Origin of the sequence: Mesorhizobium sp. C089B (assembly GCF_030323125.1) — a bacterium.
Taxonomy (GTDB): Bacteria; Pseudomonadota; Alphaproteobacteria; order Rhizobiales; family Rhizobiaceae; genus Mesorhizobium.
The window spans coordinates 5,061,133-5,076,247 of record NZ_CP100469.1; the positions used below are offsets into that span (position 1 = coordinate 5,061,133).

The 15,115-nt window shown below is 64.6% G+C and carries 11 protein-coding genes; 4 read left to right on the forward strand and 7 right to left on the reverse strand.

What is annotated here, in order from left to right:
* Nucleotides 1-6 precede the first annotated feature (6 nt).
* Nucleotides 7-3,864, forward strand: coding sequence for a DUF7929 domain-containing protein (locus tag NLY44_RS25025; protein ID WP_023806192.1), 3,858 nt, complete (start codon nt 7-9; stop codon nt 3,862-3,864).
* Between the two features lie 59 nt (nt 3,865-3,923).
* On the opposite strand, the gene NLY44_RS25030 is transcribed toward NLY44_RS25025, so the two are convergent.
* Nucleotides 3,924-4,064: a hypothetical protein gene (locus NLY44_RS25030; protein WP_023806191.1), complete on the reverse strand. Its 141-nt coding sequence runs from the start codon at nt 4,062-4,064 to the stop codon at nt 3,924-3,926.
* 172 nt (nt 4,065-4,236) lie between these two features.
* Between NLY44_RS25030 and rpe the strand changes: the two genes are divergently transcribed.
* From rpe to NLY44_RS25045, 3 genes are all read left to right on the forward strand, one after another.
* The gene (rpe, locus tag NLY44_RS25035; RefSeq protein ID WP_023684266.1) at nt 4,237-4,914 is read left to right on the forward strand and encodes a ribulose-phosphate 3-epimerase; all 678 of its coding nucleotides are present in this window, start codon (nt 4,237-4,239) and stop codon (nt 4,912-4,914) included.
* A gap of 491 nt (nt 4,915-5,405) precedes the next feature.
* A complete protein-coding gene (locus tag NLY44_RS25040) occupies nt 5,406-6,143 on the forward strand; it encodes a GntR family transcriptional regulator (RefSeq protein ID WP_023694237.1) in 738 nt (245 codons plus the stop codon).
* 230 nt (nt 6,144-6,373) lie between these two features.
* On the forward strand, nt 6,374-7,885 hold the full coding sequence (locus NLY44_RS25045; protein ID WP_031356166.1) for a malonate--CoA ligase: 1,512 nt from the start codon (nt 6,374-6,376) through the stop codon (nt 7,883-7,885).
* Nucleotides 7,886-7,957: 72 nt separating this feature from the next.
* Here NLY44_RS25045 and NLY44_RS25050 read toward each other — a convergent pair whose 3' ends face one another.
* From NLY44_RS25050 to NLY44_RS25075, 6 genes are all read right to left on the reverse strand, one after another.
* Complete coding sequence (locus NLY44_RS25050; protein WP_023806188.1) at nt 7,958-10,012, reverse strand: ABC transporter ATP-binding protein/permease; 2,055 nt, start codon at nt 10,010-10,012, stop codon at nt 7,958-7,960.
* A 72-nt stretch (nt 10,013-10,084) separates the two neighbouring features.
* On the reverse strand, nt 10,085-11,197 hold the full coding sequence (locus NLY44_RS25055; RefSeq protein WP_023806187.1) for an NAD(P)/FAD-dependent oxidoreductase: 1,113 nt from the start codon (nt 11,195-11,197) through the stop codon (nt 10,085-10,087).
* Nucleotides 11,198-11,206: 9 nt separating this feature from the next.
* Complete coding sequence (nagA, locus tag NLY44_RS25060; protein ID WP_023806186.1) at nt 11,207-12,382, reverse strand: N-acetylglucosamine-6-phosphate deacetylase; 1,176 nt, start codon at nt 12,380-12,382, stop codon at nt 11,207-11,209.
* On the reverse strand, nt 12,379-13,410 hold the full coding sequence (locus NLY44_RS25065; RefSeq protein ID WP_023668848.1) for an SIS domain-containing protein: 1,032 nt from the start codon (nt 13,408-13,410) through the stop codon (nt 12,379-12,381). The genes nagA and NLY44_RS25065 overlap by 4 nt, the downstream gene beginning before the upstream one ends.
* Nucleotides 13,407-14,189, reverse strand: coding sequence for a GntR family transcriptional regulator (locus tag NLY44_RS25070; protein WP_023689955.1), 783 nt, complete (start codon nt 14,187-14,189; stop codon nt 13,407-13,409). Before NLY44_RS25070 ends, NLY44_RS25065 begins: the two co-directional genes overlap by 4 nt.
* Nucleotides 14,186-15,064: a glucosamine kinase nucleotide-binding domain-containing protein gene (locus NLY44_RS25075; RefSeq protein ID WP_023689956.1), complete on the reverse strand. Its 879-nt coding sequence runs from the start codon at nt 15,062-15,064 to the stop codon at nt 14,186-14,188. Before NLY44_RS25075 ends, NLY44_RS25070 begins: the two co-directional genes overlap by 4 nt.
* Nucleotides 15,065-15,115 lie beyond the last annotated feature (51 nt).

A 15,115-nucleotide genomic window follows, 5' to 3' on the forward strand; every position in this document is an offset into this window, starting at 1 on the left:
GGGAAGATGAAAAATCTCGCACTTTCCCCGACCGCGAACAGCAGTCAATCCAACGTCATGGAGACCATCATGAAACCCCTGTCATATGCCAGGCGCGGCGCGCGCTGGCTGATGGCGGCCGGTATCGCGGTCGCCATGTTCACCCCTGTGGCAAGCCACGCCGAAGATGCAGTCCCGATCACTCCGGAACTGCGGCTCGACCTCGACAATTCAAAAATCGTCAATCCGAGGCCGGAACGGATCGTGCCGTTCTTCACCAAAACAGGCACACAGAGGAGCTGCGACTACGTCGTCTACTCCCTGAGCTTTGGCCTGCGCGGCGACTCGCAAGGCTTTGCCGACCCAAGCTTTTCGGCCAGGCTGAAGAAACTCCAACTCGACTTCAAGGATCAGCTTCCGCACGGTCTTGCGATCGTCAACGTCAACGTGTCCGGCGACGGCACGGATGCGTCTGGCGGACCGCTGCCGGGTGCGACAATCAGCACCTCGGCTAATCCGAACGATACGGCAAGGGTTTCCGATTTCCGGATTTCCACCACCGATCTCGACGGCGCTGGGGCTGGCAATGAACGCGTCATCAATTTCAAGATCACCGCCAAGATCGACCATGCGGCGTTTCCTTCGCCGACCATCGTCGACAACCAGGGCATGATCAAGGTGACGCCGGGCGTCGGCACGGGGGCCATCATCCCGTCGCAGGATCCGGGCAAGCCCGACGACGGCGACTACAAGACCGGGGCCAAGACCTCGATCAAGATCGACCTCACCAACTGTGACAAGCGGCCTCCGCCTCCCGACCGGGAATGTTTCAAGGTGGAGCGCGGCACGGTCGATTGCGTGCAAGGCGGCGGCGCGTTCATCTACCACATGCCTGTCGGCCCGGAGATGGGCGGCAAATGGGTGCAGGTATCGACGACGACCCCAGGCATCACCATCATCCCCGACACGCAATTGGTGCCGGCGGGCGGCGGTGTGCTGAACTGGAAGATCGTCGGTGCATCGCCCGGCGACGTCATCCACCTCATCGTCACCGGCATCGAGACCTATGCCGGCCCGAAGGAGGGTTGGGGACTATGCTGCACGCAGACCATCGACATCGTCATCCCGCGTGACTTGAGATGTCCCCCCAAGGACAAGGAACCGGACCTCAAGGTCGAGAAACGCGCCGACGTGACGCGTTGCACGATGGGCGGCGGCTGCGACTTCACCATCAAGGTCACCAATGTCGGCGACGGGCCGTATCACGGCAAGATCGTGCTCGACGAGGTGACGCTGCCGGCCGGCTCGACTCTGGATTCAGGGCCCAACCCGCCCTGGGTATGCATGCCCGGCGTGACCCCGATGACGTGCACCTATCCGGTGACCACGCTCAATCCGGGGGCCTCCATCAACCTCAAGCTCGGCTTCAAGCCGGCGGGTGGTTGGCAAGGCAGCGCGTTGCGCAACTGCGCCACCTATAATTACGGCGCCAGCGGCAAGCCGCTGTTCGGCAGCCAGCAGAACGATCGCGGCTGTGCCTCGATCCCGATCTGCCGGCGTGGCGACCGCGACCGCGATTGCCGGCCCCCAGTCGACAAGAAGGTCGACTTGATCCTGAAGAAGCGTGCCCGCATCCCGGTCTGCACGCCCGACGGCATCTGCTACTTCGTGATCGACATCATCAACAATGGCAGCGTCCCCTATAATGGGCCGTTGACGGTTGTCGACAATTACCCGGGCGGCGCGCCGGCCTCTTCGACCTTCGGCCCGTCTCCGCCCTGGACATGCGGACCGAACGGTCCCGGCCAGTTCCGCTGCGACAATGCCGGCATCGTGCTGATGCCGGGCGCATCGACGCCGATCGTCGTCAGGGCGGTCATGCCGGCCGGCTACCAGTCGGATTCGGTCGAGAACTGCGCGGCGCTGAAGCCCGTCTCCGGTGAGGTCGACCTCACCAACAACAAGGCCTGCGCCAAGGAACGCTTCCGTCATCCCAATGGCGGCAAGCCGACCCTACGCATCACCAAGGTCTGCAATGGCTCGCTCGCCGGTGCGGCGGTGGTTTCCTGCCGCATCACCGTCATCAGCCTTGGCACCTCTGCCCCCACCGGTCCGGTGCGGGTCAACGATGCTGCCACGCTGATATCGGGTGGCGCGCCGGTCCAGATCCAGACCGTCACACCCGACGGTGCGGAATGGGCCTGCGGAGCGGTTCCGGCCAATGCGCTGTCATGCCAGATACCCGGCGCCGCGATGACGCCCGGAACCTCCAGGCACTTCGACGTGACGGTCTTGGCCAATGGCGCGTTCGAGAACTGCGCACGCGGCTCATACGGCCCGGCCCCTGGAGACGACGTCGTCTACCCGATCGGCCAGGCCTGCGCCAAGGGCGGCGGCACGTCCACCATTAGCGTCAAGAAGACCGGCGATGCCGAGTGCCAGCCGGGGCAACCCTGCTCGTTCGAGATCACCATCACCAATGATGGCCAGACCGCCTTCTCCGGTCCGGTCCGCATCGGCGATGCGATCGGGGTGGACGGCTTGGGGCGGCTGCAAGGCGTCGCGATCACCTCGATCGAACCGCCCTTTGGCTGCTCGCCCGAACCGACGACCTTGCCGTTGACCTGCATTGCCAACCTGACGCTCGGCGCCGGGGAAAGCCATGTGCACAAGGTCACCGTGGTCCTTCCCGACGCTCCCCTGGTCAATCTGCGGGGCAACGTCAGCGGCCAGAACTGCGTCGGCGTCTTGTCTCCCGACACCAGGGTGCAAGGCGGCGGCGACGTACTGCCCGGCGACCTGACCAACGTCCAGGGCGATCGCGGCAAGGCCTATGCCTGCCATCCGTTCACCATCAAGCGCGAGGTGAAGAAGGAATGCTCGCCAGGCTTCGTCATGAACGATGCCGGCCGGTGCGTGTGTCCGGAAGGCACGACGTTCCGCAACGGCCAGTGCTCGCCCGACGGCGGCGTCATCATCCAGCCGAAGGATCCGAGGCCCTGCGTGCTGCTCAAGGGCCAGATCCGCACCGAGGATGGACGCTGTGTCTGCCCGCGCGGAACCGAGCTTGAGAACGGCGCTTGCGTCAAAGCCGACAAGCCTGGCTGCGCCATCCCCGGTTCGGTCCCGACGTCGGACGGCAATGGCTGCTACTGCCCGGAAGGTACGCATCTCGACCGACAGGCAAATGCCTGCGTGCGCGACAAGCAGAAGCCCGAGCAGTGTAGCATACGCGGCCAGGTTCATGACGCCGATGGCGATTGTGTCTGCCCGCGTGGGACAGAGGTGCGCAATGGAGCCTGCCGGCCGATCCGGCCAAAGCCTGAACAATGCTCGATCCGTGGTCAGATCCAAAACGCCAATGGCGATTGCGTCTGCCCGGACGGCACAGAGGTCAGGGGCAAGGTCTGCCGGCCGATCCGGCCGAAGCCCGAGCAGTGCTCGATCCGCGGCCAGGTCCACGACGCCAATGGCAATTGTGTCTGCCCGCGGGGTACCGAGGTGCAAGGCAATGCCTGCCGGCAGAAGAAGCCTGTGCTGGAACAATGCGACATACGCGGCCAGGTGCACAACAAGCGCGGCGAGTGTGTTTGCCCGCGCGGCACCCAGGTGATCGACGGCGCATGCCGCAAGCCGAGGCCGCAGGTGGGAGACTGCGCCCCGGGCTCGCAGATGGTCGGCGGCCAGTGCGTGCCGATCATCAAGCGGCGCTGCCCCGAAGGCACCGTTGGTCGGTTCCCGAACTGCAGGGCGATCCGGCAGCAGCCGTCGCTCGACCCGACCCTGTTGCTCAATCCAGGTGTCCTTCAGCAGTTCATACCGAAGCGCACGCCGCAGACGCAGGTACAGCCGCAAAGGGATCCTGCGGCCAACTTCAAGCCATAGGATCTGAATACGAGTCAAAAGTCAGAACCCCGCCGGAGCGATCCGGCGGGCTTTTTCTTTCAGCGCGATCGCGGTCCGCCGCATCTCGTCGTCGAAATGCCGGTGCAATCTTCCTCGGACACCGGCAAGCCGATGTCGCCCGACGGTCCTTCGATAAAGCCGTCCAGCGACGTCAGCATGGAATAGACGGTCCTTCTCATCTGAGCTCTCGTTTCTGTTTTCGCCAATCAGGCCATACCGGAAGCGAGGCCGAGCAGGTAATGAGCCGGGTCCGCTCCTAGCCAGCAAATACCGACTTTCCCTTTTCGGGATCATGGTCTAGGCAGACGTTTGGATCGCGCCCGCAAACAGGGCGCCCAAAGGGGCCGCATCATGAGCAGGAAGACCCTGATCGCGCCATCGGTGCTGGCGTCGGATTTCTCGAAGCTCGGCGACGAGGTCGAGGCGGTGGCGGCGGCCGGCGCCGACTGGATCCATCTCGACGTGATGGACGGGCATTTCGTGCCCAACATCACCTTCGGCCCGCCGGTGATCAAGGCCATCCGCAACCGCACCAAGGCCTTCTTCGACTGCCATCTGATGATTGCGCCGGCCGATCCTTATCTGGCCGCCTTTGCCGATGCCGGCTGCGACGGCATGACCGTGCATGCCGAGGCCGGACCGCATCTCGACCGCTCGCTTCAGACCATCAAGGGTCTCGGCAAGAAGGCCGGCGTATCGCTTAATCCGGCGACGCCGGAAAGTGCGATCGAATATGTGCTCGACCGGCTTGACCTGATCCTGATCATGACCGTCAATCCGGGCTTTGGCGGCCAGGCCTTCATCCCGGCCATGGTCGACAAGGTCAAGCGGGTGAAAGCGCTGATCGGCAACCGGCCGATTCGCATCGAGATCGACGGCGGCGTGTCGCCGGAAACCGCCCCCCTGGTCACATCAGCCGGCGCCGATGTGCTGGTGGCGGGCGCCGCCATCTTCAAGGGCGGCAGCGTCGAAGCCTACCGGGCCAATATAGAAGCCATCCGAACCGCGGCCGACCGGGCTGCCGGCTGACATCAGTTCCAGGGCAAGTTCCCGGCTGGTCGGTTCTCCTCGGCCTGATCTCCCTGCCTGATCCTTCGATCTCCCAAAAAGCCGTCAACGGGTGGCAGCCGCAAGGGCATCGCGGCAAGCGACAGGATCGCGGCATCCGGCACTAGTTTTGGCCTATAAATCTAGTGGATAACTGCCGAGGGATCTGCATGCGGGAGAGGTCAATCCGGCGGCATGACGCGCGTTAAGAAAAAATTATCCGTATTCGGGATCTCGAAGCTGTTTCTCGAGGGCGCCTGCCATGCAGGGAGACAAACTTTCTTCAGAAGAACAAGTTTTTCACGATTTTAGTTACTTCCGGCGAATAAGATGCAGTCAACCTTCCTCTTTAAGTCGAATATCGTGATCTTTCGCTTGAGGGGCGGATGCCTTAGGAGTTACAGTAAATTTCCAGGGGAAATCGTTTGCTTCGCGAACGGGCTAGCGGAGCATGGCGAGCTACAGGAGTCATATTGACCTACGGATCTGCCGATGTGAGCGAAGGCGCGGGACCCAAGAGCACACTCGCTAGTACGGTCTATCAACAGCTTCGCGACGATCTCCTGCGCGGCGTGTTTGAAAGTGAAAGCAAGCTTCGTGTCGAATGGGTGGTTTCCCGTTACGGCGCCGGCGCCTCACCGGTTCGCGAGGCCCTCAACCGACTTGCTTCGGAAGGCCTGCTCGGCCGCCACGACCAGCGCGGTTTCTTCATCATGCCGGTCAGTGCCCCGGAACTCGAGGAATTGACGCGCACCCGCTGCTGGCTGGAAGAGCGGGCGCTGCGTGAATCCATTGCCAACCGCACCGGCGAATGGGAAGAGCAGCTCGTGCTGGCCTTGCATCGCCTGGCGCGTGCCCCGCGCCGCTTGCCGGAGGATCCGTCCTCGAACAATCCGGAATGGGAAAAGCTGCACCGCGCCTTCCATCGGGCACTGATCGCAGGCTGCCGCTCGCATTGGCTGACCGGCTTTTGCGACCAGCTTTCGGATCAGGCCTCCCGTTACCGGCTGATCTCCCAGGACGGCAGCGAGCGCGACGAAATCAGTGAACATCGGCTGATTGCGGAGCGCACGGTGGATGGCGATGCCGACGGCGCCGTTGAAGCCCTCCTCAACCACTACCGTCTGACGGCAGCCATGTGCATGGAGCGCTTCAACGACAGCGGCGATCCACGCGTGAGCGCCACCAAGGCGCTGCGCAGCCGCAGATAGAAGCGCTTCCGGTCCGCTATCCAAAATCCGCCCGCTATCCAAAATCGCCCGTTATCCAAGTCCGCTTGCCTTCATCTGATCGGCGGCAAACCCGATTTCACGTTTTTGCCGGACGGAGGCGAAATCGTTTCCTTTGTTCCAAAGCCATCCGGCTCTAAATCAAAGGGATAGAGCATGATGTCCTCCGAAAACCGCTTCACACTTTTCGGCATCATCTCTAGGGAATGCGCATGACCAATCACCTGTTCGACGAGTTCCGCAGCCGGATTTCAGCCTCCGAGCGCATCCTGATGGCGACCGATGACGGACGCGCGATCGCCTATGGCGACATGTTGGCGCAATCGGCACAGCTGGCACATGCGCTGAGGCATTTTGGCGTCGAGCCGGGCGACCGCGTTGCCGTGCAGGTCGAAAAAAGCCCCGAATGCATTTTCCTCTACCTCGCCTGCCTGCGCGCCGGCGCGGTCTTCCTGCCGCTCAACACCGCCTACACGCTGGCCGAACTCGGCTATTTCTTTGGTGATGCCGAGCCGCGGCTGGTCGTCTGCGACCCGGCCCGCGCCGGCGCTATCGCGCCGTTGGCGCAGGCGTCGGGTGCTGCCACCGTCACGCTTGGCAGCAATGGTGAGGGCTCGCTGACCGCACTGGCGGCACAACAGCCCACGGATTTCGACGCCGTGGCGCGCGGGCCGGACGATCTGGCCGCAATCCTTTACACATCGGGCACCACCGGACGCTCCAAGGGCGCCATGCTCAGCCATGAAAACCTGGCCTCCAATGCGCGCGTGCTGGTCGAGCAATGGCGTTTCACCGGGGATGACGTGCTGATCCACGCGTTGCCGATCTTCCATACGCACGGCTTGTTCGTCGCCACCAACGTCACCCTGATGGCCGGCGCCTCGATGCTGTTCGAGCGGAAATTCGACGCCGGCCGCATCGTCTCGCTCTTGCCCCGGGCGACAGTGATGATGGGGGTGCCGACCTTCTATACCAGGCTCCTGCAGCAGGACGGGCTGGATGCCCAGGCGGCGAAGAACATCCGCCTGTTCGTTTCCGGCTCGGCGCCGCTGCTCGCCGAAACGCACAAGGCCTGGCGCGAGCGCACCGGCCACGCCATTCTCGAGCGCTACGGCATGACCGAGACCAACATGAACACGTCGAACCCCTATGAGGGCGAGCGTCGGGCCGGCACGGTCGGCTTCCCGCTGCCCGGCGTTTCGCTGCGCATCGCCGACCCTAACAGCGGCGATGCGCTTGGCCAGGGTGAAGTCGGCATGATCGAGGTCAAAGGTCCGAATGTCTTTTCCGGCTATTGGCGCATGCCGGAAAAAACCAAGGCGGAGTTTCGCAAGGACGGCTTCTTCATCACCGGCGACCTCGGCATCATCGACGCGGACGGCTACGTCCACATCGTCGGCCGCGGCAAGGATCTCATTATCTCCGGCGGCTACAACATCTATCCCAAGGAGATCGAGAGCGAGATCGACGCCGTTGCCGGCGTCTTGGAAAGTGCCGTCATCGGAATTGCCCATCCCGATTTCGGCGAAGGCGTCACCGCTGTCGTGGTGCGGGCGCCGGCATCGCAGATCACCGGGGCCGAGATCGTTGGCGCCATTGCCGGCCAGCTGGCCAAATACAAGCACCCGAAGCAGGTGATCTTCGTCGATGAGCTGCCGCGCAACACGATGGGCAAGGTGCAGAAGAACCTGCTGCGCGAGACCTACAAGGGTCTCTACGGCTAATCCATAGCCGGCTAATGTCTTTGCCTAAGCGCTTCGCCTGGACATCTGTTCGCGGTTCGGCAGTGGCGCCTTTTACCTGCGCGGCTTTTTCACCCGAGTGCTGGAACCCCACAAAGCGCGGTTCAGCAGGCTGCGTTTGCGCTTGCGCGGGATGAGGTCGACGTCGCTGACGAGCTTGGCGCCGCCCTCGCGCCGCTCCAGGGTGATCTTGCGGCTGTGGAAGGCTTCGAGCTCCGCACGATGCGCCACGCTGATGATGGTGACGTCAGGCAGTTCGCGGATCACCGTCAACATCATCGTGTCCTGGCTCTTCTCGTCGAGCGCCGAAGTCGCTTCATCCAGCACCACGATATCGGGGCGATGCAGCAGCAGGCGCGCGAAGGCGAGGCGTTGCTTTTCGCCGCCCGACAGCGTCTGGTCCCATGGCGCCTCTTCCTTGATCCTGCCGGTGAGATAGCCAAGCCCCACCTTGTCGAGGGCAGCCTTGATTTGCTTGATGGTCCACTTGTCCGCCGCCGCGGGATAGGCGACCGCGCGGCGAAGCGTTCCGGAAGGGATGTAGGGGCGTTGCGGCAGCATGAACAGGCGCCTGTCGGTGTGGAAATTGACGCTGCCGCCGCCCCATGGCCACAGGCCCGCGACGGCCCGCACCAGCGTCGACTTGCCTGAACCGGATTCGCCTGAAACCAGCACCCGCTCGCCCGGCTCGATCACGACCTCGGTTTCCTTGACCACGGAGGTGCCGTCGTCGAGTGTCACGGAAAGATTGTCGAGGCTGAGGATGGCGCCGTCTTCGGCTTCGCCTCGGTTGATGCGTCCGAGCGCATCGCTCTGCTCGGCGCGCTCGAGCCCGTCTAGCGACATCATCAGCGAGGCAATGCGCCGCGCGGAGGCGTTCCAGTCGGCGAGGCGCGGATAGTTGTCGACCAGCCAGCCGAACGCGCCTTGCACGATGCCAAAGGCAGACGCCGCCTGCATCACCTCGCCAAGCGTCATCGAGCCTTCGAGGAATTTTGGCGCGCACAAAAGGATCGGCACGACCGGCGCAAACAGGCTCGATCCCTGCGACACCGCCGCCGTGCGCATGTGCTGTCCGGTCAGCAGAGCCCATTGCCTCAGCACGTGGCCGAAATTTCTGTCGATGCCGCTGCGCTCCTCGTCCTCGCCTCCCAGCAAGGCGATGCTCTCGCCGTTTTCGCGCACGCGCGTCAGCGTGTAACGCAGTTCGGCCTCCGCCTGGTTCTTCCGCTCGGAGAGCTGGACGAAATCGCGGCCGATGACCACCATCGAGGTCGAGGTGATGGCGGCATAGATGATCGCGGTGATGACCAGAAAGCCGGGAATGGTGATGCTCTCGCCGCCGATCGGCAGGGTGAGCGCGCCGCCGATGGTCCACAGCACGACGATAAAGGTCGAGGCCGACAGGAACGCGTTGAGGACGCCGGCGGTGAAATCGACCGGCGACTCGGTGGCGATGCGCAGGTCCTCGGTCATGCGGGCCTCGGGGTTCTGGTGGTCGCCGCCCACGAGGTTCAGCTGGTAGTAGCGGCCGTTTGCCAGCCAGCGCGCGACGACCCCGGTGGTCAGCCAGGAACGCCAGCGGCGCTGGATCGTCATGCGCAGATAGACCTGCGCGACGACAAGGCTGCCGCTGCAGATCACCAGCGGCACGAATACGGCGCTGAGGAGATAGACCGTGCGGGCGTTGCGCTGCTCGAGGGCATCGAACATCGAGCGGTTCCAGACGTTGATGCCATACTGGAAACCGATGTTGATGCAGATCAGCAGCAGCACTCCGATCGTCAAAGGCCAGGCGAGCTTGTCGCCATGCCTCCCCCAATAGCCGCGCCCGCTGATCCAGAAACGCCGCAGCAGATATTTTTTGCGCGCCTGCTCGGCCTGCTCGGGCGTCAGCTTGGGATCGGGTTCGACGGCATCCGGCGGCGGCGCAGCCTCGCCAACGGGCTCGGACGCGGCTTCGGCGGCCGATGCTTTTTTCTCGCGCGGCGTGTCCTCGCGCGGTCCATCTCCGCGCGTTTGCCGTGACGGCTTTTCCCGACGCGACTTCGTGGCATCGCGCGCTTCGATGCCGTCGGCCGGTTTCGATTTGGGTTTTGCCTCGGACATATGCCCCGACAACGACCTCCATATCAAAAGGTTTCATGGTATGCGCCTGCCCGACGTTTCAGGAAACGCCCGTCATTGCGGATATAAAAGCCCAACGACATGTTCTGCGATGGCGAGGCTGGCGGTAAGGCCAGGGCTCTCGATGCCGAACAGATTGACGATCTGGCCGTCCCCGTGGTCAGCCGGTCCCAGGATGACGAAGTCGGCGGCCGGCTGTCCCGGACCCGACAGTTTCGGCCTGACACCGGCATAGGCCGGTTGCAGGGCGCCATCCGCCAGGCCGGACCAGTAGCGCCTGATTTCGTCGTAGAAGGCAGCGCCTCGTGCGGGATCGACGGTATAGTCGACGCGATCGATCCATTCGACATCTGGGCCAAAGCGCGCGCTCCCCGACATGTCGAGGGTCAGGTGCACGCCGAGGCCGCCATGGACTGGCACTGGATAGATCAGCCGCGAAAAGGGCGAGCGGCCGGAAAGCGCGAAATAATTGCCGCGCGCCAGCCACAGCGGCGGAACACGGTCTTGCGGGAGGCCTTCGATGCGGCCGGCGAGCGCCTGCGCGTCGAGGCCGGCGGCGTTGATGAAGGCGCCGGTCTTCAAGGTGAAACCCTCGCCATCGGCGTCGCGCGTGTCGATCCGGATGCCGCCCGCTCCGATGCTCGCGCCTGAGACAACGGTGAGCAAGGCGAAAGATGCGCCGGCCGCTTCCGCGTCTCCACGCAATGACAGCATCAGCGCCTGGCTGTCGACGATGCCGGTTGACGGCGACAGCAGCGCGCCGGCGCAGCTCAGCGCCGGTTCCAGGCTTTCGGCCTCTGCGCGCGTCAAAAGCTTGAGGTCACCGACTCCGCATTGCGCCGCGTTGATCTGGATCGCCTGCAGTTTGTCCAACTGGTCGGGTTCGACGGCAACGATCAGTTTGCCGGTGCGATGATGGGCGACGTCGTGCTCGCGGCAATAGGCATAGAGACGCTCGCGGCCGTTGACGCAGAGACGGGCCTTCAGGCTGCCCGGCGTATAATGAAGCCCGGCATGGATGACTTCCGAATTGCGCGAACTGGTGCCCGTGCCGATGGCTGCGGCCTTCTCGACCACCAGCACCTCGCGGCCCGACAGCGCCAGCGCGCGAGCAATGGCGAGGCCGACAACACCGGCTCCGGCGACAACGCAGTCGACATCATGCATGGGTGGACTTTAGCGCGGACTGTCCGCGCCTGCAAAAACCTTGTCGCCGCCGATCCAGACGCCGTTGACGTCGAGGGCGTCCGACAGAGCGACGATATCGGCAGCCGTGCCATTGGCGAAGCGGCCGAGCCGGTGGGCCTGGCCGACCGCCTGCGCCGGATAGAGCGAGGCCATGCGCAACGCTTCCGACAGGTCCAGCCCGACGATCCTGTGCATGTAGCGGACGGCCGAGATCATATCGAGATCGGCGCCGGCCAGCGTGCCGTCGGCCAGCCGCAGACTGCCATCCTTGCGATAGATGATGCGGCCGTTAAGGGTGAACGACGTCATGTCGGTGCCGATCGTCGCCATGGCGTCGGTGACCAGCACGATCCTGCCCGGCCCCTGCTTGGCGCGCAGCGCGATTGCCATGGTGGCGGGATCGACATGGATGCCGTCGGCGATGATCCCGGCCGACAGACTGCCTATGTCGATGGCCGCACCCGCCAGCCCCGGCTCACGGTTGCCGATCTGGCTCATGGCGTTGAACAGATGTGTGACCACGCTGGCGCCGGCATCGGCAAAGGCTCTGGCCGTGGCGTAGCCGGTGTCGGAATGGCCGAGGCTGACAATCACACCGGCCTTGGCCAAGGCCGCAACGCGGGCAGGCTCGACGGATTCAGGCGCTATCGTCGTCAGCAGCACCGGCAGGTTTTTGCGTGCCGCGACCAGCGCCGCTTCATCCGCATCCGTCATCGGCCGGATCAGCGCCGGTTCGTGCGCGCCCTTGCGGGCGACGGAGAGATGCGGCCCTTCGAGATGCAGGCCGAGAAATCCCGGCAGTTTTTGCCGTGCCGCCCCGGTGCCGGCGGCAATGGCCGCGGCGGTGATGTCAGGCGTATCTGTGATCAGCGTCGGCAGCAGTGCGGTCGTGCCGAACGGCGCATGCGCCCGGCAGATTGTTGCCAGCGAGGCGACATCGGGATGGTCGTTGAGCATGACGCCGCCGCCGCCATTGACCTGCAGGTCGACAAAACCCGGCACCAGCATGCCGCCCCCGGCGTCGATGCGGGCAACGCCCGACGGAATGGCGCCGACGGGATGAATGCCTTCGACCACATCGCCGTGCACGACAAGGGCGGCGTTATCATGCCAGTCGTCGCCATCGAAAATTCGGGCGCCAGTCAGGGCAAAACGGTCGCTCATACGGTTTCCGTCACCTTGCGCAGATTGCGCGGTACATCCGGATCGAGGCCGCGATGGCGGGCGAAGGCTTCGACGAAGCCGTAGAAGGAGACGATCAGCGTCAGCGGGTCGGTCAAGGGATGACCGGTGGCGACATGCGGCAGCCGCGCCGCGCTCTTGGCTTTGTCCGAGGTTACAAAAACTGCTGCACCCTTGCCGGCAAGGTTGTCGGCAGCCTCTGCCACGGACGGCTCGGAGGCATCGCGGGCGGCGAGCGCCAGCACCGGGAAGCCTGGCCCGACCAGCGCCAGCGGGCCGTGCATGACTTCGGCTGCACTGTAGGCCTCGGCATGCATGCCGCAGGTCTCTTTGAATTTCAGCGCCGCCTCGTCGGCCATCGCCGCCGACGGGCCACGTCCCAGGATGAACAGCGATTGCGGCGTCTCCAACGCGCCGGCCAGCGCCATCCAGTCGCAGGCGATCGCCTTGCTGAAATGCTCGGGCAGGCGGGCAAGGGCGGCCAGCAGTCTGTCGTCGCCGGTGCAATGCGCCATCAGCGCCAGGCCGGCGACCGCCGAATTGACGAATGTCTTGGTCGCCGCGACGCTGCGCTCGGGGCCGGCCAGAATGTCGATGGCAAAATCCGAAGCCCGCGCCAGCGGCGAATCGGCGGTGTTGGTGATGGCGACGGTGAGCGCACCGCCGGCCCGTGCCGTCTCGGCCATGGCGACGATGTCAGGGCTCTTGCCGGATTGCGAGATGGCGAGGCAAGCGGAACCGGCGAGCTTGAGCTTGGCGCCGTAGATCGAGGCGATCGACGGACCGACCGATGCCACGGCCAGGCCGGCGGTCAGTTCGACGGCATATTTCATGAAGGTGGCGGCATGGTCGGACGAACCGCGCGCGACGGTAACGACGAAGCTCGGATCGCGCTCGCGAATGCCGCGTCCGGCCTCGGTCAGCACCGCCGCCGAGCCATCGAGCAGACGCGCGACGGCTTGCGGAATTTCGTCGATCTCGCGCCGCATATGGGTGGTCTTGGGGATCATGGTCGGCCCTCTTCGCTCGGCCCTGTCAGGCGCAGTTCGGCAACGAAATCATAGGCGTCGCCGCGGTAGATGGAGCGGGTGAACTCGATCACCTTGCCGCTCGCGAGATAGGAAATGCGTTCGATGTGCAGGCCGGCAATGCCGGATGGCACTTCGAGCAGACGCGCATCGGCGTCGCCGAGATTGGCGGCGGAAATGCGCTGCACCGCCCGCACCGGCCGGTTGCCGGTCAGTTGCAGCGCCGCATAGAGTGACGAGCCTATCCCGGCCGGATCCGGCAGCACGCTGGCCGACAACGAGGCGCGTTCGATGGCCAGCGGCGTGTCGTTTGCGATGCGCAGGCGCGCCACGCGCGCCACCAACTCGTTCGAGGACAGGCCGAGCACCATCATCTCGTCGGGCGAGGGCGGGTAGAGGTCGCGGTCGAGCCAGACTGAACGCACCGCCATGCCGCGCCTTGCCATGTCCTCGGTGAATGAAGTGAGCCTGGACAGCGACTGCTCGACGCGCTCCATGCGCGGCGCGACGAAGGTGCCGGAGCCGTGGCGCTGCACGAGGATGCCGCCCTTGACCAGATCCTGCACCGCCTTGCGCACGGTGACGCGCGAAATGTCGGCCTTGGTGGCGATGTCGCGCTCGGAAGGCAGCGCATCGCCCGGCCCGATCAGGCCGCGATTGACGGCGTCCTCGATGCTTTTCCTGAGCTGCAGGTAGAGCGGGGCGCCGCTCTGCGACGACTGCCTCAGCGTGGCGAAGATCTGGTCGGCGGCATCGCTCATCGCGTCGCCTCCGCTTTGACGAAGATGCGGGCCGCCATCTGCACGGCGCCGCCCAGCGCATCGTCGAGCGGCGCTTTCAGCAGCGCCTGGTAGCGCCGCGAGAGGCGCGGTCCATAGAGCGGCGCCAGCCCGCCGAGCAGGCAGAGCGGGGCGTCATCAGAGAGGTCGAGCGCGTGGAGCGACGCCTCGACATCGGCAACCGACTTGTCCACGATCCAGTTGGCGACGCTGTCGCCCTTCTCGGCATGCTCGAAAACCTTGGGCGCGAAGCCGCCGAAATCGCCGGGCTTGGCATTGGTGGTGAACTCGACCACGTCTTCGGGATTGTTGCGGAAAATGGCCATCATGCTGTCGGTCAGGGCTGAGCGCGGCCGGACGCCGTCATGGGCGAGCAGCGTCTGCTCCAGCAGGTCGCGGCCGATCCGGGCGCCGCTGCCTTGATCACCGACCTGAAAGCCCCAGCCGCCGATGGCGCGCGACGTGCCGCCCTTGCGCGCCATATAGGCGGTGCCGGTGCCGAGGATGGCCATGGCGCCGTCACCAGAGCCGACTGCCCCTTCGAGCGCGATCTCGGCGTCCGTCTCGACGCGGCTGATGCTGAACGGCAGGATTGCTTCAAGCTGCTGGCGGTAGGTGCCGACATTGGCGCCGGCAAGGCCGAGAATAGCTGGTGTCTGCGGGATCAGGTCCGGATCTTGCCCGGCGGCGATGAAGGCCTGACGAGCAGCCTCGACGATGTGGGTGCGAGCGCCGGTGAGATCGGTGCGGATGTTGGCGGCGCCGCTTTTGGCACGGCCAATGACAACGCCATCGCCTGTCGCAAGGGCTGCCCTGCAGCTGGTGCCGCCGCCGTCGATACCGAGCACGAATTTCACGCGATGTCTCCTCCGGGCGATAATACCAATAAAATACCAATAGCCAAGGGA

What these genes read in the sequence shown, in the direction of transcription:
- NLY44_RS25025 (WP_023806192.1), top strand. Translation starts at nt 7, where the DNA reads ATGAAAAATCTCGCACTTTCCCCGACCGCGAACAGCAGTCAATCCAAC.
- NLY44_RS25030 (WP_023806191.1), bottom strand. Translation starts at nt 4,064, where the DNA reads ATGAGAAGGACCGTCTATTCCATGCTGACGTCGCTGGACGGCTTTATC.
- rpe (WP_023684266.1), top strand. Translation starts at nt 4,237, where the DNA reads ATGAGCAGGAAGACCCTGATCGCGCCATCGGTGCTGGCGTCGGATTTC.
- NLY44_RS25045 (WP_031356166.1), top strand. Translation starts at nt 6,374, where the DNA reads ATGACCAATCACCTGTTCGACGAGTTCCGCAGCCGGATTTCAGCCTCC.
- NLY44_RS25050 (WP_023806188.1), bottom strand. Translation starts at nt 10,012, where the DNA reads ATGTCCGAGGCAAAACCCAAATCGAAACCGGCCGACGGCATCGAAGCG.
- NLY44_RS25055 (WP_023806187.1), bottom strand. Translation starts at nt 11,197, where the DNA reads ATGCATGATGTCGACTGCGTTGTCGCCGGAGCCGGTGTTGTCGGCCTC.
- nagA (WP_023806186.1), bottom strand. Translation starts at nt 12,382, where the DNA reads ATGAGCGACCGTTTTGCCCTGACTGGCGCCCGAATTTTCGATGGCGAC.
- NLY44_RS25065 (WP_023668848.1), bottom strand. Translation starts at nt 13,410, where the DNA reads ATGATCCCCAAGACCACCCATATGCGGCGCGAGATCGACGAAATTCCG.
- NLY44_RS25070 (WP_023689955.1), bottom strand. Translation starts at nt 14,189, where the DNA reads ATGAGCGATGCCGCCGACCAGATCTTCGCCACGCTGAGGCAGTCGTCG.